Source organism: Streptomyces sp. RP5T (assembly GCF_003933965.1).
Taxonomy (GTDB): domain Bacteria; phylum Actinomycetota; class Actinomycetes; order Streptomycetales; family Streptomycetaceae; genus Streptomyces.
In genome coordinates this window covers 1-21,805 of the sequence record NZ_RSAJ01000088.1, presented here as the reverse complement: position 1 = coordinate 21,805, position 21,805 = coordinate 1, and the positions used below count along the sequence as shown (strand labels likewise).

Sequence of the window (21,805 nt, the reverse complement as noted above, 5' to 3'; positions counted from 1 at the left end):
GTTCAGCGCCGCCGCGCAGCCCACTCCCCCGAGCAGCATGAACGCCGGCATCAGCACCTTCAGCTCGACCCAGCTGCCGGCCCGGAAGCGCATGCCCTTCGGCGGCCCGATCGGGTACCAGCGCTTGCGGCCCACCGGGATCGGCCACAGGATCGGGCAGCCGGAGACCGTCAGCGCGTCCCCGATGTCGTGCACGAGCGCGCCCAGCACGACCGGCAGCCCCAGCCACAGGTACTCCTGGCCCGGCTGCGTGAACAGCCAGTCGGAACCGTTGCCCGGCTTGTCCAGGACGCCCGCGATGATCCACGCGCTGGTCGCGGCCAGCAGCCAGACCAGGACGTCGGCGCTGGAGCCCCGGGTGGCCCGCCACAGCAGGCCCTCGATGGCCAGCACCATGTGCACGAACAGGATCGCCAGCACCGCCCAGCGGCCACCGGTGATCGCCGCCACCGAGCAGCCGGCGCCGATCAGCACCGCCCACAGCCAGGTGTGGGTGAGCGTACGGTGCCCGCCGGAGCGCCGCGGGTCGCCCTGCTTCTTGGTGGCTTTGTAGACGGCGTAGGAGAGCTTGTCGACGATCTCGCACAGGGCCCGTGAGATCGGCCCGAAGGCCCGGGAGATCGTGGCCGCCTTGTGGTCGAGGTCGGGGGCGAGCGCGGCCCCCGCGCAGATCAGCGCCCCGGCCAGCAGTACGGGCCACGGCATGGTGTGCCCCGTGGCGGCGGCGGCCGCTCCGACGCCCAGCCAGGCCGCGGCGCCCGACAGCGAGTGTGCTGGTCCCATCATCGGCGTTGCCCGCCCCATTCCTCGTGTACCACTGTCCAGTTGACCGGCGCCGCTGACGCTTCGTCGGCGACACAGCGTACTGGTCGTGATCTTCCCCCTCGCATCCGATTCCCCCATCGGGCATCCGGGCAGGCAAGATGGGTGGGTGACCCTCATCGATCAGCTACCGCCGACCGCCGACCCCGACGCCCTCTACGAAGCCTTCGAGTCGTGGGCCGAGGAGCGGGGTCTGACGCTCTACCCCCACCAGGAGGAGGCGCTGATCGAGGTGGTCTCCGGCGCGAACGTGATCGTGTCGACGCCCACCGGCTCCGGCAAGAGCATGATCGCGGCGGGTGCGCACTTCGCCGCCCTCGCCCGTGACGAGGTCACCTTCTACACCGCGCCCATCAAGGCGCTCGTCTCGGAGAAGTTCTTCGAGCTGTGCAAGATGTTCGGCACGGAGAACGTCGGCATGCTCACCGGCGACGCCTCCGTCAACGCCGACGCCCCCGTCATCTGCTGCACCGCCGAGGTGCTGGCGTCGATCGCGCTGCGCGACGGCAAGAACGCGGACGTCGGCCAGGTCGTCATGGACGAGTTCCACTTCTACGCCGAGGCGGACCGCGGCTGGGCCTGGCAGATCCCGATCCTGGAGCTGCCCCAGGCGCAGTTCGTGCTGATGTCGGCCACGCTCGGCGATGTCGCGATGTTCGAGAAGGACCTGACCCGGCGCACCGGCCGGCCGACCTCGGTGGTCCGCTCGGCGACCCGTCCGGTCCCCCTCTCCTACGAGTACAAGTTCACCCCGCTCACCGAGACCCTGACGGAACTCCTGGAGACCCGGCAGGCGCCGGTGTACATCGTGCACTTCACGCAGGCGCAGGCCGTGGAGCGGGCGCAGGCGCTGATGAGCATCAACATGTGCACGCGTGAGGAGAAGGACCAGATCGCCGAGCTGATCGGCAACTTCCGCTTCACCACCAAGTTCGGCCGCAACCTCTCCCGTTACGTCCGGCACGGCATCGGCGTCCACCACGCCGGCATGCTGCCCAAGTACCGGCGGCTGGTGGAGAAGCTCGCGCAGGCCGGTCTGCTGAAGGTCATCTGCGGCACGGACACCCTCGGCGTCGGTGTCAACGTGCCCATCCGCACGGTGCTGTTCACGGCGCTGACCAAGTACGACGGCAACCGGGTGCGGACACTGCGCGCCCGTGAGTTCCACCAGATCGCCGGCCGCGCGGGCCGGGCCGGCTACGACACGGCGGGCTTCGTCGTCGCCCAGGCTCCCGAGCACGTCATCGAGAACGAGAAAGCGCTCGCCAAGGCGGGCGACGACCCGAAGAAGCGCCGCAAGGTCGTCCGCAAGAAGGCTCCCGAGGGGTTCGTCGCCTGGTCGGAGAACACCTTCGAGAAGCTGATCGCCTCCGAGCCGGAGCCGCTGACGTCCCGCTTCCGGGTCACGCACACGATGCTGCTGTCGGTGATCGCCCGTCCCGGCAACGCCTTCGCGGCGATGCGGCACCTCCTGGAGGACAACCACGAGCCGCGCAAGCAGCAGCTGAAGCACATCCGGCGGGCGATCGCCATCTACCGCTCGCTGCTGGACGGCGGCATCGTCGAGAAGCTCGACGAGCCCGACGCCTCCGGTCGTATCGTCCGCCTCACCGTGGACCTCCAGCAGGACTTCGCGCTCAACCAGCCGCTGTCCACGTTCGCGCTGGCCGCGTTCGAACTGCTCGACCCCGAGTCGCCGTCCTACGCCCTGGACATGGTGTCCGTCGTGGAGTCCACGCTGGACGACCCCCGGCAGATCCTCGTGGCCCAGCTGAACAAGGCGAAGGGCGAGGCCGTGGCCGCGATGAAGGCGGACGGCGTCGAGTACGAGGAGCGCATGGAGCGACTCCAGGACATCACATACCCGAAGCCCCTGGAGGAACTGCTCTTCCACGCGTACGACACCTACCGCAAGAGCCACCCCTGGGTCGGCGACCATCCGCTCTCCCCGAAGTCCGTCATCCGCGACATGTACGAGCGGGCGCTGTCCTTCACCGAGTTGGTCTCCTTCTACGACCTCGCGCGGACCGAGGGCATCGTCCTGCGCTACCTGGCGAGCGCGTACAAGGCGCTCGACCACAACATCCCGGACGACCTCAAGTCCGAGGATCTGCAGGACCTGATCGAGTGGCTCGGCGAGACGGTCCGCCAGGTCGACTCCAGCCTCCTGGACGAGTGGGAGCAGCTCGCCAACCCGGAGGAGATGACGGCCGAAGAGGCCCAGGAGAAGGCCGACGAGGTCAAGCCGGTCACCGCCAACGCGCGCGCCTTCCGTGTCCTGGTCCGCAACGCCATGTTCCGCCGCGTCGAACTCGCCGCGCTGGACCAGGTCGAGGAGCTCGGCGAGATGGACGGCGAGGCCGGCTGGGACGCCGACGCGTGGGGCGAGGCCATGGACAAGTACTGGGACGAGTACGACGACCTCGGCACCGGCCCGGACGCCCGCGGCCCCAAGCTGCTGCGGATCGAGGAGGAGCCGCAGAACCGGCTGTGGCGCGTCCGGCAGACCTTCGCCGACCCGAACGGCGATCACGACTGGGGCATCAGCGCCGAGATCGACCTCACCGCCTCCGACGCGGAGGGCCGCGCGATCGTCCGGGTCACCGACGTCGGCCAGCTGTGAGCCCCGGGCCGGAGTCGAGTCCCCCGCCGGCATCGGGCCGCAGACCAGTTGTGAGTCCCCGGCCAGTTGTGAGCCAAGGAGAGTCCTACCCATGACCAACCCGGCCGAGAGGCTCGTCGACCTGCTCGACCTGGAGCAGATCGAGGTCAACATCTTCCGTGGCCGAAGCCCGCACGAGTCCCTCCAGCGGGTCTTCGGCGGCCAGGTGGCGGGCCAGGCGCTGGTCGCCGCCGCCCGCACCACGGACGGCGAGCGCCCGGTGCACTCGCTGCACGCGTACTTCCTGCGCCCGGGCCGGCCGGGCGTGCCGATCGTGTACCAGGTCGAGCGGGTGCGCGACGGACGGTCGTTCACCACGCGCCGGGTCACCGCGGTGCAGCAGGGCCGCACGATCTTCAATCTCACCGCCTCCTTTCACAAGCCTGAGGAAGGTCCCTTCGAGCACCAGCTGCCGCCGGCCCGCAAGGTCCCGGACCCGGAGTCCCTGCCGCGGGTGGGTGACGAGATCCGGGAGCATCTGGGCGAACTGCCCGAGCAGTTGGAGCGGTGGACACGCCGGCAGCCCTTCGACATCCGGTATGTGGACCGGCTGCGCTGGAGCGCCGAGGACGTCAAGGGCGCCGAGCCGCGCAGCGCGGTGTGGATGCGCGCGGTCGGGCCACTCGGGGACGACCCGGTCGTGCACACCTGCGCGCTGACCTACGCGAGCGACATGACGCTCCTGGACGCCGTCCGGCTTCCGGTGCAGCCGCTGTGGGGCCCTCGGAGCTTCGACATCGCGTCGCTGGATCACGCCATGTGGTTCCACCGGCCCTTCCGCACCGACGAGTGGTTCCTGTACGACCAGGAGTCGCCGATCGCGACGGGGGGACGCGGGCTCGCCCGTGGCCGGATCTACGACCGGGAGGGACGTCTGCTGGTGTCCGTCGTCCAGGAAGGGCTGTTCAGGCCGCTGTAGTCAGGCGCTTCTGCGGCGGAGCCAGCCCAGCAGCCCGCGGGGCGGCTCCGGGGACACCGGCTCACCACGCGGCGGGCCGGAAGGAGCCTGCCGGACTGTGGGACGTGGAGCCGGCCGGAAACTTCGCGCGTCGTCGAGGGCGCGGTTCAGTTCGGTGCTCAGCCATGCGATCTCGGCGGGGTCGTCCGCCGTCATGATCTTCTCGATGAGGTGCGCGGCGGGCGATCCCTGCGCCGCGTGTGCGGGTGGTGCCGGGCGGAAGCGGCCCAGGTGGGACCGCTCGTAGGGGTCCGGCACCAGCTCCGCGATCCGGACGGGGTGGAGGAAGGCGGCGAGGGCCCCGGCGCTTTCCCAGGGGGCCTCGGCGAGGCGCAGCAGGAATCCGCGGTGGCGTCCGCGCCAGTTGCGGGCGCGCAGGTCCACTCCCTCGTCCAGCAGGTCGCGCACACCCTCGGGCATCCGCCGTGCGGTCAGCAGCGGGGTGTTCTCCTCGACTGTCGTGAACTCCTCCAGTTCGTCGGCCAGATACAGCCACACGACGGCCCGGTACCGATTCAGATAGAACCGGACCGGCGAGAACAGACCGAGGCGCGCCAGGCGGGTGAACCTGCCGAGCGAGATGTCCATGACCTGGGCGCCCTCGGTGGTGCCCACGAGCCTCAGGCGTTGGCGCAGTGCGCCGGGATGGCCGTCCGTGGCCCGCACCCGGTCGATCTCGCAGGATGTGACGCGTCGGCCCCCGCCCCCTTCGTCGGGCACCGTACGGATCTGGCCTAGATGGACGGCGAGGTCGAACTCGCTGCGCTTGAGGCCCAGTTCCCGTGCGGCTCGGCCAGGCGGGTAGGCGTTGCGCCGGAGTCGGGTGATGGTGCTGCTCGTCATGTCGTCCCCCGTGGAGTCGCCGCTCACGCTGTGTGCGCTCGCTGTGACAGAAACCGTAGCCGGTGGGACGAGAGGCGCGGGGAGCCTGTGGATAACTCCGAGGGCCCACGGAAATCGCAGGTCAGAGCTCTGGCGCCGGGCTCCGCTCGGGTCGGCGGGCGTCCACGTCGAGGTGCTCGCCTACCCGGTTGACGAGCAGGGTCATCTCGTAGGCGATCCGGCCGATGTCGGCCTCGGCGCCGCTGAGCACGCACAGACAGCTGCCGGTGCCGGCCGCGGTGACGAAGAGCACCGCGTCGTCGAACTCGATCATCGTCTGCCGTACCTTGCCCGCGCCGAAGTGCCGCCCCGAGCCCTTGGCCAGGCTGTGCAGTCCGGACGAGACGGCGGCGAGATGGTCCGCGTCCTCGCGTCGCAGTCCCGTGCTGGCGCCCGCCACCAGGCCGTCGTTGGAGAGCACCAGCGCGTGTCGTACGTGGTCGACGCGCTCGGTCAGATCGTCCAGCAGCCAGCCGAGCCCCTGCTTCTGCGGCATGTGTCCCGTCTCCCCGTGTGACGTCTCCTCCCGCCCGGAGGATCTCCTGGCAAGCCTTCCCCACGACCGTCAACGGGGCAAGGAGAATGGGGACATGGCACAGAAGATGACCGATGAGGAATGGCGGGAGTTCGTCTCGCACGGCACCCGCACGGCAAAGTTGTCGACCGTCCGGGCCGACGGGAGTCCGCACGTGGCGCCGATCTGGTTCGTGCTCGACGGGGACGACCTGGTGTTCAACACCGGGAAGGCGACCGTGAAGGGGCGCAACCTGGCACGGGACGGCCGGGTCGCCCTGTGCGTGGACGACGACTGCCCGCCCTTCGACTTCGTCGTCCTGCAGGGGCAGGCCCTGCTGTCGGAGGACCTCGACGAGGTCCGGCACTGGGCCGGCCGGATCGGGGCCCGGTACATGGGCGAGGAGCGGGCCGAGGAGTTCGGCGCCCGCAACGGCGTTCCCGGTGAGCTCCTGGTCCGCGTGAAGATCGACAAGGTGCTGGCGGAGAAGGCCGTGGCGGAGTGACACGCCGGTGCGCCGGCCCCGCCCCCGGGGTCAGCCCACCGAGTCGAGCAGCCGGGCGGTGTGCATCCGCCCGGCGTACTCGACCAGTCGGATCAGTACCTCCTTGCCCGAGTCGCGGTCCCGTGCGTCGCACAGCACCACGGGAGTGCCCGGGTCGAGGTCGAGGGCGCGTGAGACGTCCTGGGCGCCGTAGGTCCGGGCACCGGCGAAGCAGTTGACGGCCACCACGAACGGGATGTGCCGGTGCTCGAAGTAGTCCACGGCCGGGAAGCAGTCCTCCAGGCGCCGGGTGTCCGCGAGGACGACGGCCCCCAGGGCCCCCTGCGACAACTCGTCCCACAGGAACCAGAAGCGGTCCTGGCCCGGCGTGCCGAAGAGGTAGAGGGACAGGCCGGAGCGGATGGTGATCCGGCCGAAGTCCATGGCGACCGTGGTGGTGACCTTGTGGTCCACACCGTCGGTGTCGTCCACCAACTGGCCCGCTTTGCTGAGCAGTTCCTCGGTGCGCAGTGGTTTGATCTCGCTGACCGCGCCCACCAGGGTCGTCTTGCCCACGCCGAAGCCGCCGGCGACCAGTATCTTCAGCGCGAGGGCGGTCGTCTCGCCGTCCTGGGCGTCAACGTTCTCGGAGACCATCGATCACTTCTCTCGGGAGGGCCGGCGGCGGACGGCGACTCCGGTACGGGGTCGCGAAGGCAGCATCATGACAACTGGGGCTCCGCTTCGCGGCGTTGGACCGCTTATTGCCCGGTTCTGAACGTTCATCTACAGCGCCCGCAGCCCTTCGATCACCTCGCGCAGAATCCGTTCGTCGGGCAGCTGCGCGGGCGGCACCGGACGGCTGACGGTGACGCGGCCGAGTTCCAGGAGGTCCCCCAGGAGGACCCTGACCACGCCCACGGGCAGGTCGGCACCCGCGGAGAGTTCGGCCACCGACTGCGTCTCGGTGCGGCACAGGTCGATCAGCGCCCGGTGCTCCGGCCCGAGCATCGAGTCGTCGCCGGCCACGGGCGCACCGGGGTCGAGGGTGACGAGGGCGATCAGGTCGAAACGCACCCCGGTGGGCCCGGGCTTGGTGCGCCCGCCCGTCATCGCGTAGGGGCGGACGAGGGGCCCGGCCTCGCCGTCGTACCACTGGCTTCCCTGTTCGTGGGGGACGCCCGCCATGTCCTCGGTCATCCGAGCCGACCGCCCTTCTTCCTCATCCGGCGGCGGGTGGCCGCGCGCCCACCCGCGGGGGCGTGTAGAGGTGCTCGCCGACCCGCTTGACCAGACGTGCCATCTCGTAGCCGACCAGTCCGATGTCCGCGGTCACCGCGGTGAGGACGGCGAGACAGGAGCCGTCCCCGGCCGCGGCCACGAACAGGAAGCCGTCGTCCATCTCGACCATGGTCTGGCGCACTCCCCCGACGCCGAAGTGCCGGCCCGCGCCCTTGGCGAGGCTGTGGAACCCCGAGGCGACGGCGGCGAGATGCTCCGCGTCCTCCCGGCGCAGGTCCGTCGAGGCGCCCACGGCGAGGCCGTCGTTGGAGAGCACCACGGCATGCCGTACCTCGCCCACCCGCAGTACCAAGTCGTCCAGCAGCCAGTCGAGTTCGCCGGACCTTCCCCACTCCCGGCCGCGCTCGCGAGGGGGGACCCCCGTGTCGGCCCTCATGCTCGGGTCCTGGATCATCCTCGGTCTCCTTCGCTGCTGTCTCTGCCCGCTGACGTGTCCGGAGCGGCGCCGCGGCCGGGCTGCCTGCCGCCGCCGCGCGCCCAGCCGTCCCGGTAGGCCGCCATCCGGTCCCGGACGACTTCGGGCGTACGGCCGTCGTCGTCCCGGTGGGCGCCTGCCGGGTCGGGTTCCTCTGAGCGCCGCTCGCGCAGTTGGGGAGCGAGATGCGCCTGCCGTACCCGGCGGGGGAGCTCGTCGGCCTGCTCCGGCTCCTCGGACGGGCGGTGCAGCCGCAGGGCGGTGACTCCGGAGGGCGGTGTGCCGGCCGTTCCCCGGTCCGCCGCGGCCGTCCGGGGAGCCACCAGGGCGGGTCGCTCGGCCGGGGCGGGGACGGACTCCTGGTCTCGCTCGGTGGCGGCCACGCGCGCGTACTCCCTTTCGGTGAGCCGTTCCCGGTCCGTGGCCTTGGCGGGCAAACGTTCCTCCGCCTTGATGTGCAGCAGCGCCGTGGGCAGCAGGACGACCGCGGTGGTGCCGCCGTAGGGCGAGGTGCGCAGGTGCACCTTGATGCCGTGCCGGGCGGCGAGCCTGCTGACCACGAACAGGCCCAGCCGGTCGCTGTCGAACAGGTCGAGCGTCTCGGACTGCTCGATGCGGCGGTTGGCCTCCGCGAGTGCCTCCTTGCCCATGCCGAGGCCGCGGTCCTCGACCTCGACGGCGTAACCGTTGCCGACGGGTTCGCCGGTGACCCGCACGCGTGTGTGGGGCGGTGAGAACTGGGCCGCGTTCTCGATGATCTCGGCCAGCAGATGGGTGAGGTCGGCGACGGCCGCGCCGACGACGGCCGCCTCGGGCAGCTGACGCACCTCCACGCGCGCGTAGTCCTCGACCTCGGAGACGGCCGCGCGGACCACGTTGGTCAGCGAGACCGGCATGCGCCAGGCACGGCCGGGTGCCGCTCCGGAGAGGATGATCAGGCTCTCCGCGTGGCGGCGCATACGGGTGGTGAGGTGGTCGAGCCGGAACAGGTCGCTCAGTTCGCTCGGGTCGTCCGAGCGGCGCTCCATGCTGTCGAGCAGGTTCAGCTGGCGGTGGACGAGGACCTGGCTGCGGCGGGCGAGGTTGACGAAGACCCCGGAGATGCCGCTGGCGAGTTCGGCGCGCTCGACGGCGGCGCGCAGCGCGGCGCGGTGCACGGTGGCCAGCGCCTCGGCGACCTGGCCGGTCTCGTCCTCCGCGGGCGGTCCGGGCGGGGCCTCGGACCGGATGTCGATCTCCTCCCCGGCGCGCAGCCGGCCCATGGCCTCCGGGAGTTTGCGGCGGGCGATCTCCAGAGCGCTGTTGCGCAGGCTCACGAGCTCGACGACGAGGCCGCGTCCGATGCGCACGGAGATGACGAGCGACGCGGCGACGGCGATCAGGCCGAGCAGGACGGCGGCCCCGGCGGGGGCGAGCAGTCCCCGGGTGAACGGGTCGGCGCGGTGGGTGACGCCGCTGCCCGCGGCCTGTTCGACGCCGCGCATGTCCTCCTGCACGCGCGCGTGTGCCGCCCGCCAGGTGGCCTCCGGCGTCGCCTTGAGGGCGCGGGCGCCCGGGGCGGCGGCCAGGACCCGGTCCTCGGCGGCGGTCACGGTGGCGTAGGAGCCGCTGCCGGCGACCTTCCGCCAGGCGTCGCGGTCCGGGCCGCGCAGGTCCGCCACGGCACCCTCGGTGAGGGCCCGGCGGGTGTCGACGGCCCCGGTGAACAGGCGCAGCCGCTCTCCGGCGAGCACGCCCGCCAGCCGCGCGCTCGACAGCACGGCGTCCTCCTGGGCCAGCGACTCGCCGGCGCGGGAGAACTCCAGGAGCACGCGCGCGTCGGAGCCGAGTTCGGCGTCCTGGATGCCGGTGAGGGCGCCGCCCACCGCGAAGGCGCGGGAGATGGTCCGGGTGTAGCTGCCGTACGTCTCGTCCCAGCCGGCGCTGCGGTCGAGTACGGCGGCGCGCACCGCGCGCAGTTGCTCTGCGCCGGTCACGAAGGCTTCGAGGCGCCGGGCGACACCGGCGGGCAGTTCCTCGCTGTCGGCGACGGTGCTGTCGTCACCGAGGCGCAGGCGCGCCACGGCCCGGTCGGTGCGCGCGGCGAGCTCGCGGAGGTCCTCGCTCCGCACGGCGGACGGGTCGGTCGCGTGGCGGACGGCGGCGGCGCGCTCCGTCTGCAGCGCGGTCACGGCGGCGGCGACGGGAGCCCGTACGGAGTCGTCCACGCGCTGCAACTGCCGCAGCCGGGACACGTCCTGGGCGGTGCTGACGGTGGCGTACGCCCACAGCGCGAGCAGCGAGACCACGGGCACCATGAGCAGGCAGACGATCTTGGCGCGGACCGTGCGCGGGCGTATCCTCCAGTGTCCCGCCCGGGCAGGTACGTCCTCGGCCGGGGGCCCCACGGGGTCGTCCGGCCGTTCGTCGGCCGGTGGTCCGGCGTGGGCGCGGCGCCCGCGCGCGGGTGTCTGGTGCGGCGTCTCGGCGCCGGCTGTGAGGGTCCTGCGCGATGTACGCATGGCCTCCTCGCTCGGGAGTGGTCAGGGGGCGTGTCGTCGGGCCGTGCGGGGCCCCGATCCGCCGCTAGGAGGTGACGCTCTCGGCCGTGCGCCGTGCCGAGGCGGATGCCTCACGCTCTCCTGTCGTGGGCGACAGCGCGACGAAGGCCGAGGTCAGGAACAGGTAGGAGCCGAGTCCGACGGCGAGCGGAAAGATGAACTGCATCGCCGTCGCACCGGGCAGGACGGCGCCGGAGGGCGAGACCCGCACGCTCACCGCGAACATCCCCGTGTAGTGCATGCTGCTGACCGCGGCACCCATGATCAGGGAGGCGACGGTGACGGCGACGGGCGACTTGATGTTGAGCGCCGCCCACAGGGCCGCCGTCGCCGCGACCACCGCGATGAGGACGGAGACCCCGACGAGCAGGGGGTCGTAGTGGACGTCGCCGTGCAGCCGTACGGCGGCCATGCCCAGGTAGTGCATGCTCGCCACGCCCAGGCCGGTGGTGAGTCCGCCCAGGAGGAGCGCGCGGACCCGGTCGCGGCTGTAGCCGACCGCGAAGACGCCGGCGGAGACGACGACCATGGCGACCAGGAGGCTCGCGATGGTCAGCGGTACGTCGTAGCGGATGTCGGTACCGCTGACGCTGAATCCGAGCATGGCCACGAAGTGCATGGTCCAGATGCCGGTCCCGATTGCAGACGCCGCGGTGATGAGCCAGTTGCGGCGCGAACGGCCGGTGGTCCCGAGCGCGCGCATGGTGCAGCGCAGGCCGAGCGCGGCCCCGATGCAGGCCATCACGTACGAGAGTGTGGGCGTCAGCCAGCCCAGGGCCGCGTGGTCCAGGTGTCCCATGGCCAGGGGACGCTAGTAGGGGCAGGGGCGCACAAAGAGGGCGCATTTCGAAAGGTGCCGCAATATGGCGCGGAGATGCGACGGAACGATCGCGTCACGCTCGAACGTGTGCACACGGGCCCTCCTCCGTATCGGTGAGGGATCATGCGGAACATGAGCGACGACCACACACACGTCCAGGAGTTCTTCTCGGCCCGCGCCGCCGACTGGGACCGGAGGTTCCCCGACGACGGTCCCGCCTACGCCGCCGCGGTCGCCGAGCTCGGCCTGCGGGAGGGCGACCGCGTCCTGGACGCGGGCTGCGGCACCGGACGGGCCCTGCCGCCCCTGCGGGCGGCCGTGGGGCCCTCGGGAGTCGCCCTCGGCGCCGATCTGACGCCGGCCATGCTGCGTGAGGCCGTACGGGCCGGACGGGACCGGGACGGGCACCTGCTGCTCGCCGACGTGGCCGCGCTGCCGCTCCGCTCCCGGTCGCTCGACGCCGTCTTCGGAGCAGGGCTGATCTCCCATCTGCCCGACCCGGCCGGGAATCTGCGGGAGTTGGCCCGGGTGGTGCGGCCCGGGGGTGTCCTCGCGCTGTTCCATCCGATCGGCCGGGCGGCGCTCGCCGCCCGGCAGGGACGGCGGATCACCCCGCAGGACCTGCGCGCCGAGCCCAACCTGCGCCCGCTGCTGGCCGGTTCGGGATGGCGCATGACGTCGTACGTCGACGAGGACGCCCGCTTCCTGACGCTGGCCGTGCGCCAGGACTGAACGCGCTCATCCCCTGCCGGCGACGGCAGCCGCGAAGGCGTCGGGGTTGTCGAGCATGACGTTGTGTCCGGCGCCGGGGACGGTCACCACCCGCACGCCTGACGCCTCCAGCGTCTTGCGCCCCTCCAACTCGCCGCTGAGCTCGCCCTGGAGATACACCCGGTCGATCGGCAGGTCTTCGAGGATGGCGCGCATCATGGGCGCCGATCCGCGCCTGAGGCCGACCGCGCTGCGGTGCAGGGCGCGCGGGTCGGCCAGCCGCATGGTCGCCGCCCACAGGGGACCGGCCTTCTCGAGCACACGCGCGTGGCCGCCTGCCACGAAGTCCTCCTCAGCGTAGGCGTCGATCCAGGTGCTGCCCGCCGTGGCCGGTGGTGCGGCGTCGAGGTTGGCCTCCGTGAGGACCAGCCGGGAGACGAGGTCGGGCCTGCGGTGGGCGAGCACGAGCGCGACCGACCCGCCCATGCTGTGCGCGATCAGCTCGGCACCGGTCAGACGCGCGGTGTCCAGTACGGCGGCCAGGGCGTCCGCGTGCTCCTCCAGCGTGTAGCCGAAGTGCTCGGGGCGGTCACTGATGCCGTGCCCGGGCAGATCGACGAACAGGCTGCGCCGGCCCGCGAGTTCGGGCCGGGCCGCGATGTGCGCGTGGTAGACGGTCGAGACGGATCCCAGGCCGTGCACGTACACGCGTGCCGGTTCCTCGCCGGGCGTCTCGGTCCAGCGGATGCGGCTTCCCCTGCCGTCGAACTCGGCCTGCCTCATGTGCCCTCCCTCGATGCGTCGGACAGGACGATACATCGTCACCGATGTATTGCGAAGCCGTAGTACGACGACAGGGATGTACAGCGTCTATGCGGCAGAATGCGTGCATGCTGGAGCTGGCCATCCTCGGATTCCTCTACGACACCCCGCTGCACGGCTATGAGCTGCGCAAACGCATCACGGCACTGGCGGGCCACGTGCGCCCCGTGGCCGAGAGCACGCTCTATCCCGCCATCAAGCGGCTGGAGAAGGCGGGGCTGCTGGCGCGGGCGACGGAGCCCGGTGCCGTGGCCGCGCCCCGCCATGTCCTGACGCTGACCGACGAGGGACGCGAGGAGCTGCGCCGCCGGCTCGCCGAACCGGCCGCGCGCGACATCACCGACGAGAACCGGTGGTTCACCGTCCTCGCCTTCCTCCGGCATCTGGACGACGCGGACGCGCAGGCGGCCGTACTGCGCCGCCGGCTCGCTTTCCTGGAGGAGCCCGCGAGCTTCTTCTACGAGGGCGACCGCCCGCTGAGCGCCGAGGAGTTGGACGATCCCTTCCGGCGCGGTGTGCTGATCATCGCCCGCGCCACCTCGCGGGCCGAGCTCGGCTGGCTGCGGGAGACGATCACGGCACTGTCCGGGTGAAACGGTCAGCCCGCCGGGGCCACGGACCTCTCCGGTGTCGCGGGCGGCTCGGTCGGCGTCGGCCCGGGGGGACCGAAGAGGACTGCCCTGGCCACGGGCGGAGCGAACAGGGCGGTGACGGGCTCGGAGAGGGTCAGGACGGCGCGGAAGGCCCGGCCCACGACGGGGTCGCCGGGGGCGCGCTCCTGGACGCGGCTCAGGTACCACCCGGCGATCCGGTCCGCGGGCGCTCCGTCGGTCGCGGTGCCGACCGCGCCGGGCATCTTCCGGTCGGCCCCGGCGGAGATGTCCCACGCGAGCCGGGACGCCGCGAGGAGCGCCCGCTGCACGCGGCGGGTCGTGGGCGTCCGGCGCGGATCGGCCAGCGCGTCACGCAGGGCGACCGCGCTCATCGCGGCGACGGCCATGCCCTGCCCGTAGATCGGGTTGAAGGTGCACAGGGCGTCGCCGGTGGCGAGGAAGCCCGCCGGATGCCCGGGGAGATCGTAGCGCCGGCGGATGTTCGCGGTCCGTCGGTAGCCGAAGGCCGACGAGAGCGGCTCGGCCTCGTCCAGCCACCGGTGCAGCAGCGGGTGCGGCAGCCTCTTGGCGTACGTCACGAACTCGTCGTCGTCCGTGGGCGGTTCGTTGCCGCGCAGACCCGAGACGATCACCAGATGACTGCCGTCCTCCAGGGGCAGCGCTCCGCCCGCGTGCACCTGCTCGGGGTCGGGATAGGCGTAGTAGCCGCGGGTCTCGCCGTCGAGGGCGCCGTCGGTGCCGCGGTAGACGCGGGAGGCGTAGGCGAGGCCGGTGTCGATGGTCTCCTCGCGCGGGCGCTCGGCACCGATCGCCGCGAGCCATTGCGGGGCCTTCGTACCGCTGCCGGAGGCGTCGACGACCAGATCGGCCTCCAGGGGGCGGGGCTCCGCGTGGGGGTCACCCGAGCGGTCCCGCAGCAGTACGCCCCGCACGCGCGTGGCGTCGCCGAGGAAGCCGACGACGTCGGTACCCTCCAGCACGCTGATCACCGGATCGGCGAGGACCCGCCGCCGCACCAGACCCTCCAGTTGGGCGCGGGATCCGGTGTAGATGTGCGTCGTCGCGGTCACCCGCCGGAACCAGCGGCCGCTCTGCCACAGCACCATGTCGGCCGGCATGCCCACCCGAGGCGCCCCGGCCTCCCGCAGCTCCGCCAGGAAGCCCGGCAGCAGCGACTCCAGGGCCGTCTGCCCGCCCTGGAGCAGGACATGGGGGTGACGGCCCTGCGGCACGCCAGGACGTGGCTCCAGGCCCTGCGGGAAACGGTCCCTCTCTACGACGGTCACCCGGTCGGCGTGGGCGGCCAGGACGTGCGCCGCGAGCAGCCCCGCGAGGCTCCCGCCCACGACGACGGCATGCCGCCCGCCCCGCCCGCCGCCTTCTCCCCAACGGCCGTTCTCTCCGGCAGAGTTCACCGATCCGCTCCCCTGGTCGCCATGTCGTGAGAAGGCTCAAGTATCGCGTTCCGCGGGCCGGGTCGACCGATTTCCGGCCCTTCCGGCCCCTCCGGGCGCCCCGCGTGCTTCCGCCTCGGGTCGTCGGCCCCTTCTGCGGCGAAAGTTCCGACTCTAGGTTGGGGGCAGAGGACGAACGGTCGACGGGATCACGTCACGCTGGGGAAAGGTGGTCGGCATGTGGGGCAGGATCCGCAGGTCCAGCGCCAGATTGGTCCATGCGTTGCACACCGAGGAGGACACCGGCCGGGAGGCCCCTCCGCACAATCTCTTCGAGGCCGCCGCCGCGTACGTCTCGGCCTGTGCCGAGGACGACCAGGACCGCATCGACGAGGCCGCGGCCTGGGTCTCGCCGGAGGCCCTGTCGTTCGGGATCAACGAGCTCGCGTGCCGGGCCGTGATCGCCCTCGCGCGCGAGCGCGACGAGTCCCCGCGTACGGTGGCACGTGCGCTCCTCGGACTGCCGACGGCCTGAGCGGCCGGCAAACGATGGCCGTTTCGCCCCCGTCCAGCCGGAAAACTGCAGCTCCGGGTGTTCTTGTGAGTCGTGACAAGCGCCTTCCGCGCACACTAAGGTGCGCGCCGTTGGACGAACCGATGGGGAGGCTGGGATGGCCGGGACGGACGAGGACGCCGTCGCCGCCGCGGACGACGCGCTCTATGTACTGACGGCGCTGCTCTTGACGCCGGCGAAGTTCCCGAGCGTGCTGGGCGACGACTACCCGGAGGCCTGCGCGGCGCTCGGCCTGGCACCGCTGGCCGACGGGTACGGCCTGGTGATCGGACAGGACGGGACCGGCGCCAGGTGGACCGTCGTCATCGACGACGTCTCCCTGGTCGCGGTCGCCATCGCCTCCTGGGACTGCGGCATGGAGTACGACCTCTCGCCCGACGAGCGCACGGTCGTGGCCGCCCTGCCCGGCTGGCCGCTCGCGGTCGCCGTCGCCGCGCCCGGTGTGCCGGCGCCGCACGACCCCGACCCCGCCGATGGACCGCTGCTGGCGCCGCCGGACACCTCGACGTGGGGGTCCGCCCAGCGGCGTCTGGGCGCCGACGAGATCGCGCTCCAGTGGGCGATGTGGCGGGAACAGATCGACGACGCGGACTTCCCGAGCCCGAACGGCACGTCCACGGGGAGCGACCGGGCCGTGGACAGCGGCACCACCGAGGGCGCGGCCACCGGTGTCGCGACCACGGACGATGCGGCCTCGGACGGCGACACCCCGCCACGCGGAACCCCGGCTGCCGTGGCCACTGACCGGGACGCCTCTCAGAACGCGCCCACGGGCGACGGGGACCCGAAGGACGGGGCTTCGGGTGCGCTCGCGCAGGGCACGCCCTCCAAGGGCAACAGCGGCATCCGGCGCGTCCTCGCGGAGGCACGCGCCTACGTGGACTCGCCGCCGCCCCTCGGACGGGTCCGGTCGTCCTTCGCGTCCGGCGACGCGCGGACGCTGCGCGCCGACGGTCCCGGCTGGTCGCTGGTGGCCAGGACCGACGACATCGCGTTCGTGCTGCTCGACGACAAGCCCGGGGAGGTCCTTCCGGTGGGCCGGGGCCCGGAGCTCCCGGGGCTGCTGGAGGCGCTCGACAAGATGGCCGTACGCCCCAACTGAACCGCCGCGCCACACCGTCCGGGCCTGCCGGGTCCCGGCCGGTGCGGGTGGGTCAGCGGCCGAGTTCCTTGCGGGTGACGCGGCGCAGCCTGCGCCGCTGCGCGGGGTCGAGGGTGAGGTACGCGGCGGCCGGGACTCCCACGACTATCAGGAGCGCGGCCCACCAGGGCAGCCAGATCAACAGGAGCAGCCCGACCGCCACTCCCCCCACGGCGATCTTCGCGTTCTTCGACATGTGCGTCGCCTCCTTCGCGGCGGTTGCCGCTCTCTGTCCAGAAAAACGGGTCCGCGCCTCCCGCAGTTCCGCATCGCGACCCTGAGACATCCCTGAGACCTCCCCCCGAGACACCCCGGACGGGCAACCGCTAGCGGTCAGCCCGCAGCGGCTCGCCCACCTCGTGCATGTGGCTCAGCGCCTGTCGGTAGGAGTCGACGAGTCCGGTCTCGGTGTAGGGGATACCCACTTCCCGGCAGTGGGCGCGCACCAGCGGCTGCGCGAGGCGCAGATGGGGCCTGGGCATGCTGGGGAAGAGGTGGTGCTCGACCTGGTAGTTGAGGCCGCCGAGGAACCAGTCGGTGAGGATGCCGCCGCGGATGTTGCGGGAGGTGAGCACCTGGCGGCGCAGGTGGCCCCAGGGTTCCCCGTCCGGGTCCGGCATCTCCATGCCCTTGTGGTTGGGGGCGAAGGCCATGCCGAGATGCAGTCCGAACAGGGCCTGGTGGACGGCGGCGAAGGCCAGCGCCTTCCCGGGGGACATGACGCTCAGCAGCAGCGTGGCGTAGGCGGCGAGGTGGCTCACCAGGAGAGCGCCTTCCACCGCGCGTTCCCTCGGTTCCTGTCGGCGCAGGTCCCGGAAGCCCTGGATATTCAGGGCGACGCCTTCCAGGAGGGTGAGCGGGAAGAACAGCCATGCCTGGTGGCGGGTGAGCCGGCGCCGGAAGCCGGTGCGCGCCCGCGCCTGTTCGCCGGTGAAGACGAGGACGTCGGCGGCGACGTCGGGGTCCTTGTCGATGTGGTTGGGGTTGGCGTGGTGGCGGTTGTGCTTGTGGTTCCACCAGGAGTAGCTCATGCCGAGCAGCAGGTTGCCGTGGACGAGACCGAGGAGACGGCCGACCGTCCTGTCGCCGGTGATCTGCGCGTGACCGGCGTCGTGCCCTATGAAGGCGGTGCGGGCGCAGAACACGGCGAGGACCGGGGCCAGCAGCAGCGTCCGCCAGGAGTCGCCGGACAGGGCGAGGGCCGTGACGAGGCCGACGAGGGCGAGCACGTTGACGGTGATGGTCCGGGCGTACCAGCCGTGCCGGCGGTCCAGGAGCCCCTGGCCCTTCACCGCGCGCAGGAGAGGTGCGAACTCGCTTCCGCCGGGCGGCGAGCCGGACGTACCGCCCGGGTGGGGCGCGATGGTTGCGGCGCTCTGGGGCATGTCCGGACTCCGGCTCTCTCAGGAAACGTGCTGACCTGAGAAAACGTACGGACGGTGACCTTCGGCGACCATGCGGCAACCCCCCGTCTGTGCCCGGGGGTCAGCACCGTGCGCACAGGGGGCTGGCGACACCTCGCGCGCGGAGGCGGCCCGGAACGCGGCCGCGAAAGCCCGGGAGGTGTTGTACCCTCGACCACCCCGACGACGTAGTCAAGTTTGAGGAGTCCCGCGATCTCTGTGCAGAGGCTTCCCGCGGCATCACCGTCCGAGATCTCCGAACTGGCCCCGTGCAGCGCCGTTTTCGTGCCCGGCGATCCGGCCCGCACCGGCCGTGTGGCCTTCTGGCGGCCCGACGGCGCTCCTCCTCCCGCTGTCGCGGCGGGCACGGTCGAGGATCTGGCGCTCGTGATCCCGGGCGACGACGGGGTGGAAGTGGTGAGCCTGCCCGCGGTGCTGCTGCCGGTCCGGGTCGCCCTGCCGGTGCTCACGCGTGCGCGTACCTCCCCGCACGGACACCGGGCAGCCGTCTTCTGGGGTGCCGCGGCCGTGCTGGCCCTGCAGTGCGTGGCCCGGGGGCTGCTGCTGCCCGGCCTGTCCCCCACCGATCACGACGCCTGGCGCGTGGGCCCTCTGGACGCTGGGGACGTCGAGCGGATCCGCCGGCTCGCCGCGGCGATGCCGCCCGAGGCGCACGCCGTGCCGCTGAGCAGCGCCGAGCCGCTGAGCGCCGCCCTGCCGCCGGGTGCCGCCGAACCACCGCGCGCCCCCGCAGCAGTGCGGCTGCCCGATCCCGAACGGCTGCTGCGCGCCTTCCTCGACGCGGTCGCCGACGCCCTGCCCCGCTCCCCCGCGGCTCCCCTCGTGACCGGCGGGCCCGCCTACGCCGCCCGGGAACCGCGTCACATGCCCGAACAGCGTGCGTGGGCGGCGGACGTCGCCGCCGGCCACGACGCGGGCGTCCGCCTCTCGTTGCGGATCGAGGTGCGGGGCCTGGACGGTGAGGCGCCCGTCTTCCGGGCCGTACTCCAGTTGCACGGGGTGAGCGATCCGACGCTCGTGGCGGACGCCGCCGACGTGTGGGGCGGCGCCTCAGCCTTCGGCCCCGACGCGCGGATGGACGGTCTGCTCGCGCTGCGCAGGGCGGCACGCGCGTGGCCCCCGCTCACCCCGCTGCTCTCTGCGGCGGTCCCGGACGCGGTCGACCTGGCCGACGAGGAGATCACCGATCTGCTCGGACCGGGCGCTCAGGCGCTCTCCGATCTGGGCGTCGAGGTGCACTGGCCGAAGGAGATGGCCAGAAGACTCACCACGCGCGCGAAGGTCGGCCCGCCGGACGGCCACGACCGTGTGCCGTCGGACACCGCGTCGTTCCTGTCCGCCGACGCGCTGCTCGCGTTCGACTGGCGGTTCGCGCTGGGCGACCGACAGCTCACCCGCGAGGAGCTGGACCGGCTCGCCGAGGCCGGCCGGCCCGTGGTGCGGCTGCGTGACCAGTGGGTGCTGGTCGATCCGAGGGAGGTGCGACGGGCCCGCGCCCGGCAGGACCGCAAGGTGACGCCCGTCGACGCCCTCAGGGCCGCCCTGACGGGCTCCGCCGAGGTCGACGGACACCGGGTCGAGGTGCAGCCGACCGGGTGGCTTGCGGCCCTGCGGGACCGGCTGGCGGACCCGGAGGGCCAAGAGCCCGTCCCGCAACCGGCCGCGCTCGCCGCGACCCTGCGGGACTACCAGCGCCGGGGCCTGAACTGGCTGGCCCGTATGACGTCCTCGGGCCTCGGCTGCTGTCTGGCCGACGACATGGGACTCGGCAAGACGATCACCCTGATCGCGCTGCATCTGCACCGGCAGACCGAGCCGGCGACCGCCGGCCCCACGCTCGTGGTGTGCCCGACATCCCTGATGGGCAACTGGCAGCGCGAGATCGAGCGGTTCGCACCGGGTACGCCCGTGCGCCGCTTCCACGGTCCGCGGCGCGAGCTCGACGGCCTGGCCGACGGGGAGTTCGTGCTCACCACGTACGGCACCATGCGCCTGGACGCGCCGCGGCTCGCCGAAGCCACGTGGGGAATGGTCGTGGCGGACGAGGCGCAGCACGTGAAGAACCCGTACTCGGCGACCGCCCGGCAACTGCGCTCGATCGGCGCACGCGCACGCGTGGCGCTCACCGGAACCCCGGTGGAGAACAACCTCTCGGAGCTGTGGGCGATCCTCGACTGGACGACCCCGGGGCTGCTGGGCCGGCTCGGCACCTTCCGCGTCCGGTACGCGCAGGCCGTCGAGAGCGGTCAGGATCCCGCCGCCGCGGAGCGTCTGGCCCGGCTGGTGCGCCCCTTCCTGCTGCGGCGGCGCAAGTCGGACCCGGGCATCGCCCCGGAGCTGCCGCCTAAGACGGAGACCGACCGTGCCGTGTCGCTGACCCCGGAGCAGACCGGGCTGTACGAGGCCGTCGTGCGCGAGACCCTGGAGGAGATCTCCGGGGCGGACAGCATGGCGCGGCGCGGGCTGATCGTGAAGCTGCTGACCGGTCTGAAGCAGATCTGCAACCACCCCGCGCAGTTCCTCAAGGAAGAGGAGCCCGTCATCGCGGGCCGTTCCGGGAAGCTGGAGCTGCTGGACGAGCTCCTGGACACCATCGTCGCCGAGGGGGCGGGCGTCCTGGTGTTCACGCAGTACGTACGCATGGCCCGTCTGATCCAGCGGCATCTCGCGGCGCGCGGCCTGCCGTCGCAGTTCCTGCACGGCGGGACGCCGGTCGTCCGGCGCGAGGCGATGGTGCGGCGGTTCCAGGAGGGGGAAGTACCCGTGTTCCTGCTGTCCTTGAAGGCCGCGGGGACGGGCCTGAACCTCACCCGGGCCGAGCACGTCGTGCACTACGACCGCTGGTGGAACCCGGCCGTCGAGGCGCAGGCCACCGATCGCGCGTACCGCATCGGCCAGACCCGCCCCGTGCAGGTACACCGGCTGATCGCCGAGGGCACGGTCGAGGACCGCATCGCCGCATTGCTGGCCCGCAAGCGGGAGTTGGCCGACGCGGTGCTCGGCTCCGGCGAGGCGGCGCTGACCGAGCTGACGGACGCGGAGCTGGCCGATCTGGTGGAACTGCGAGGGGGCGCACTATGACCAGACACGAGGGTGACATGGAACGCACGTTCGCGGCGCTGCCGCCCGCGCACGGGCGGGGTTTCGCACAAACCTGGTGGGGTCAGGCCTGGTTGCGGGCGCTGGAGGACACCGCACTGGACTCGGGGCAGGTGAAGACGGGCCGCGGCCTCGCACGCGCGGGGGCGGTAGGCGCCGTCTCGGTACGTCCCGGGCGCATCACGGCGGTCGTACAGGACCGGGACCGCACCACGCACCGCGCCGACGTCCTGCTGGCCGAACTGCCGGCCGAGCAGTGGGACCGCCTCCTCGACCTGGCCGTCGAACGGTCCGGGCACGTCGCGGCACTGCTCGACCGCGAGATGCCGACGCACCTGGTGGAGGACGCGGCCTCCGAGGGCATCGACCTCCTGCCTGGCCTGGGCGATCTGGAACCGGAGTGCGACTGCGGCGCGTGGGACCACTGCGGGCACACGGCGGCCCTGTGCTACCAGGTGGCCAGGCTGCTGGACCAGGACCCCTTCGTGCTGTTCCTGATGCGGGGTCGCGCCGAAGACGCACTGCTGGAGGCTCTCCGGGCCCGCAGCGCAGCGCCCGCCGAGACAGCTCCCGAGCCGGACGGTGTGGACGCCGCAGAGGCGTACGCGGCCGGTGACATCCTGCCGC

20 protein-coding genes and 1 pseudogene are annotated in these 21,805 nt (G+C 72.3%); 9 read left to right on the top strand and 12 right to left on the bottom strand.

The genetic code is table 11. The features are described from left to right. The coding region (locus EHS43_RS12595; protein ID WP_148104038.1) for a metal-dependent hydrolase at nt 1–786 on the bottom strand (786 nt) is incomplete at its 3' end. 145 nt (nt 787–931) lie between these two features. Between EHS43_RS12595 and EHS43_RS12590 the strand changes: the two genes are divergently transcribed. Together EHS43_RS12590 and EHS43_RS12585 are read left to right on the top strand one after the other, a co-directional pair. Continuing rightward, the gene (locus EHS43_RS12590) at nt 932–3,445 is read left to right on the top strand and encodes an RNA helicase (RefSeq protein ID WP_125190792.1); all 2,514 of its coding nucleotides are present in this window, start codon (nt 932–934) and stop codon (nt 3,443–3,445) included. A gap of 91 nt (nt 3,446–3,536) precedes the next feature. Continuing rightward, a complete protein-coding gene (locus EHS43_RS12585) occupies nt 3,537–4,403 on the top strand; it encodes an acyl-CoA thioesterase II (RefSeq protein WP_125190790.1) in 867 nt (288 codons plus the stop codon). Here the strand turns inward: EHS43_RS12585 and EHS43_RS12580 are convergent, their stop codons facing one another. Further along, nucleotides 4,404–5,285, bottom strand: a complete 882-nt coding sequence (locus EHS43_RS12580) for a DUF6397 family protein (protein ID WP_125190788.1) — start codon at nt 5,283–5,285, stop codon at nt 4,404–4,406. A 121-nt stretch (nt 5,286–5,406) separates the two neighbouring features. Next, on the bottom strand, nt 5,407–5,820 hold the full coding sequence (locus tag EHS43_RS12575; RefSeq protein WP_125190786.1) for a roadblock/LC7 domain-containing protein: 414 nt from the start codon (nt 5,818–5,820) through the stop codon (nt 5,407–5,409). A 94-nt stretch (nt 5,821–5,914) separates the two neighbouring features. Here EHS43_RS12575 and EHS43_RS12570 point away from each other — a divergent pair, with 94 nt between their 5' ends. Continuing rightward, complete coding sequence (locus tag EHS43_RS12570; protein WP_125190784.1) at nt 5,915–6,343, top strand: PPOX class F420-dependent oxidoreductase; 429 nt, start codon at nt 5,915–5,917, stop codon at nt 6,341–6,343. Nucleotides 6,344–6,373: 30 nt separating this feature from the next. Here the strand turns inward: EHS43_RS12570 and EHS43_RS12565 are convergent, their stop codons facing one another. The 5 genes from EHS43_RS12565 to EHS43_RS12545 form a co-directional block, all read right to left on the bottom strand. After that, nucleotides 6,374–6,979, bottom strand: coding sequence for an ATP/GTP-binding protein (locus tag EHS43_RS12565; RefSeq protein ID WP_125190782.1), 606 nt, complete (start codon nt 6,977–6,979; stop codon nt 6,374–6,376). A 129-nt stretch (nt 6,980–7,108) separates the two neighbouring features. Next, complete coding sequence (locus tag EHS43_RS12560) at nt 7,109–7,522, bottom strand: DUF742 domain-containing protein (RefSeq protein ID WP_125190780.1); 414 nt, start codon at nt 7,520–7,522, stop codon at nt 7,109–7,111. A gap of 22 nt (nt 7,523–7,544) precedes the next feature. Beyond that, nucleotides 7,545–8,000, bottom strand: coding sequence for a roadblock/LC7 domain-containing protein (locus EHS43_RS12555; protein WP_125190794.1), 456 nt, complete (start codon nt 7,998–8,000; stop codon nt 7,545–7,547). 14 nt (nt 8,001–8,014) lie between these two features. Then, nucleotides 8,015–10,540, bottom strand: coding sequence for a nitrate- and nitrite sensing domain-containing protein (locus EHS43_RS12550; RefSeq protein WP_125190779.1), 2,526 nt, complete (start codon nt 10,538–10,540; stop codon nt 8,015–8,017). A 64-nt stretch (nt 10,541–10,604) separates the two neighbouring features. After that, nucleotides 10,605–11,378, bottom strand: coding sequence for an MHYT domain-containing protein (locus EHS43_RS12545; RefSeq protein WP_125190777.1), 774 nt, complete (start codon nt 11,376–11,378; stop codon nt 10,605–10,607). 153 nt (nt 11,379–11,531) lie between these two features. Between EHS43_RS12545 and EHS43_RS12540 the strand changes: the two genes are divergently transcribed. Then, nucleotides 11,532–12,131: a class I SAM-dependent methyltransferase gene (locus tag EHS43_RS12540; RefSeq protein ID WP_125190775.1), complete on the top strand. Its 600-nt coding sequence runs from the start codon at nt 11,532–11,534 to the stop codon at nt 12,129–12,131. 6 nt (nt 12,132–12,137) lie between these two features. Here EHS43_RS12540 and EHS43_RS12535 read toward each other — a convergent pair whose 3' ends face one another. Next, nucleotides 12,138–12,893 carry an alpha/beta fold hydrolase gene (locus EHS43_RS12535; protein WP_125190773.1) on the bottom strand — a complete coding sequence of 252 codons (756 nt, stop codon included), beginning with the start codon at nt 12,891–12,893 and terminating at the stop codon, nt 12,138–12,140. A 107-nt stretch (nt 12,894–13,000) separates the two neighbouring features. Between EHS43_RS12535 and EHS43_RS12530 the strand changes: the two genes are divergently transcribed. Next, nucleotides 13,001–13,525, top strand: a complete 525-nt coding sequence (locus tag EHS43_RS12530; protein ID WP_125190771.1) for a PadR family transcriptional regulator — start codon at nt 13,001–13,003, stop codon at nt 13,523–13,525. Nucleotides 13,526–13,530: 5 nt separating this feature from the next. Here EHS43_RS12530 and EHS43_RS12525 read toward each other — a convergent pair whose 3' ends face one another. Then, nucleotides 13,531–14,892 carry an NAD(P)/FAD-dependent oxidoreductase gene (locus EHS43_RS12525; RefSeq protein WP_185806226.1) on the bottom strand — a complete coding sequence of 454 codons (1,362 nt, stop codon included), beginning with the start codon at nt 14,890–14,892 and terminating at the stop codon, nt 13,531–13,533. Between the two features lie 286 nt (nt 14,893–15,178). Between EHS43_RS12525 and EHS43_RS12520 the strand changes: the two genes are divergently transcribed. Both EHS43_RS12520 and EHS43_RS12515 read left to right on the top strand, forming a co-directional pair. Then, nucleotides 15,179–15,475 (top strand): hypothetical protein, encoded by a 297-nt coding sequence (locus tag EHS43_RS12520; RefSeq protein ID WP_125190767.1) that lies wholly within the window; start codon nt 15,179–15,181, stop codon nt 15,473–15,475. 136 nt (nt 15,476–15,611) lie between these two features. Further along, nucleotides 15,612–16,616 (top strand): hypothetical protein, encoded by a 1,005-nt coding sequence (locus EHS43_RS12515; protein ID WP_125190765.1) that lies wholly within the window; start codon nt 15,612–15,614, stop codon nt 16,614–16,616. Nucleotides 16,617–16,668: 52 nt separating this feature from the next. On the opposite strand, the gene EHS43_RS12510 is transcribed toward EHS43_RS12515, so the two are convergent. After that, a complete protein-coding gene (locus EHS43_RS12510) occupies nt 16,669–16,851 on the bottom strand; it encodes a hypothetical protein (protein ID WP_125190763.1) in 183 nt (60 codons plus the stop codon). 130 nt (nt 16,852–16,981) lie between these two features. Then, nucleotides 16,982–18,040, bottom strand: coding sequence for an acyl-CoA desaturase (locus EHS43_RS12505; RefSeq protein ID WP_125190761.1), 1,059 nt, complete (start codon nt 18,038–18,040; stop codon nt 16,982–16,984). A 237-nt stretch (nt 18,041–18,277) separates the two neighbouring features. On the opposite strand from EHS43_RS12505, the gene EHS43_RS12500 reads away from it, so the two are divergent. Next, nucleotides 18,278–21,160 carry a DEAD/DEAH box helicase gene (locus EHS43_RS12500; protein ID WP_125190759.1) on the top strand — a complete coding sequence of 961 codons (2,883 nt, stop codon included), beginning with the start codon at nt 18,278–18,280 and terminating at the stop codon, nt 21,158–21,160. Next, nucleotides 21,157–21,805: pseudogene (locus EHS43_RS12495) on the top strand (SWF or SNF family helicase); the annotation flags it as partial. The gene EHS43_RS12500 and the pseudogene EHS43_RS12495, both read left to right, overlap by 4 nt.

Excerpts from the sequence above, each read along its gene's own strand:
- EHS43_RS12535 (WP_125190773.1), bottom strand. The coding sequence starts at position 12,893 with ATGAGGCAGGCCGAGTTCGACGGCAGGGGAAGCCGCATCCGCTGGACC.
- EHS43_RS12585 (WP_125190790.1), top strand. The coding sequence starts at position 3,537 with ATGACCAACCCGGCCGAGAGGCTCGTCGACCTGCTCGACCTGGAGCAG.
- EHS43_RS12510 (WP_125190763.1), bottom strand. The coding sequence starts at position 16,851 with ATGTCGAAGAACGCGAAGATCGCCGTGGGGGGAGTGGCGGTCGGGCTG.
- EHS43_RS12520 (WP_125190767.1), top strand. The coding sequence starts at position 15,179 with ATGTGGGGCAGGATCCGCAGGTCCAGCGCCAGATTGGTCCATGCGTTG.
- EHS43_RS12565 (WP_125190782.1), bottom strand. The coding sequence starts at position 6,979 with ATGGTCTCCGAGAACGTTGACGCCCAGGACGGCGAGACGACCGCCCTC.
- EHS43_RS12540 (WP_125190775.1), top strand. The coding sequence starts at position 11,532 with ATGAGCGACGACCACACACACGTCCAGGAGTTCTTCTCGGCCCGCGCC.
- EHS43_RS12580 (WP_125190788.1), bottom strand. The coding sequence starts at position 5,285 with ATGACGAGCAGCACCATCACCCGACTCCGGCGCAACGCCTACCCGCCT.
- EHS43_RS12555 (WP_125190794.1), bottom strand. The coding sequence starts at position 8,000 with ATGAGGGCCGACACGGGGGTCCCCCCTCGCGAGCGCGGCCGGGAGTGG.
- EHS43_RS12545 (WP_125190777.1), bottom strand. The coding sequence starts at position 11,378 with ATGGGACACCTGGACCACGCGGCCCTGGGCTGGCTGACGCCCACACTC.
- EHS43_RS12560 (WP_125190780.1), bottom strand. The coding sequence starts at position 7,522 with ATGACCGAGGACATGGCGGGCGTCCCCCACGAACAGGGAAGCCAGTGG.
- EHS43_RS12575 (WP_125190786.1), bottom strand. The coding sequence starts at position 5,820 with ATGCCGCAGAAGCAGGGGCTCGGCTGGCTGCTGGACGATCTGACCGAG.
- EHS43_RS12550 (WP_125190779.1), bottom strand. The coding sequence starts at position 10,540 with ATGCGTACATCGCGCAGGACCCTCACAGCCGGCGCCGAGACGCCGCAC.
- EHS43_RS12570 (WP_125190784.1), top strand. The coding sequence starts at position 5,915 with ATGGCACAGAAGATGACCGATGAGGAATGGCGGGAGTTCGTCTCGCAC.
- EHS43_RS12530 (WP_125190771.1), top strand. The coding sequence starts at position 13,001 with ATGCTGGAGCTGGCCATCCTCGGATTCCTCTACGACACCCCGCTGCAC.
- EHS43_RS12515 (WP_125190765.1), top strand. The coding sequence starts at position 15,612 with ATGGCCGGGACGGACGAGGACGCCGTCGCCGCCGCGGACGACGCGCTC.
- EHS43_RS12505 (WP_125190761.1), bottom strand. The coding sequence starts at position 18,040 with ATGCCCCAGAGCGCCGCAACCATCGCGCCCCACCCGGGCGGTACGTCC.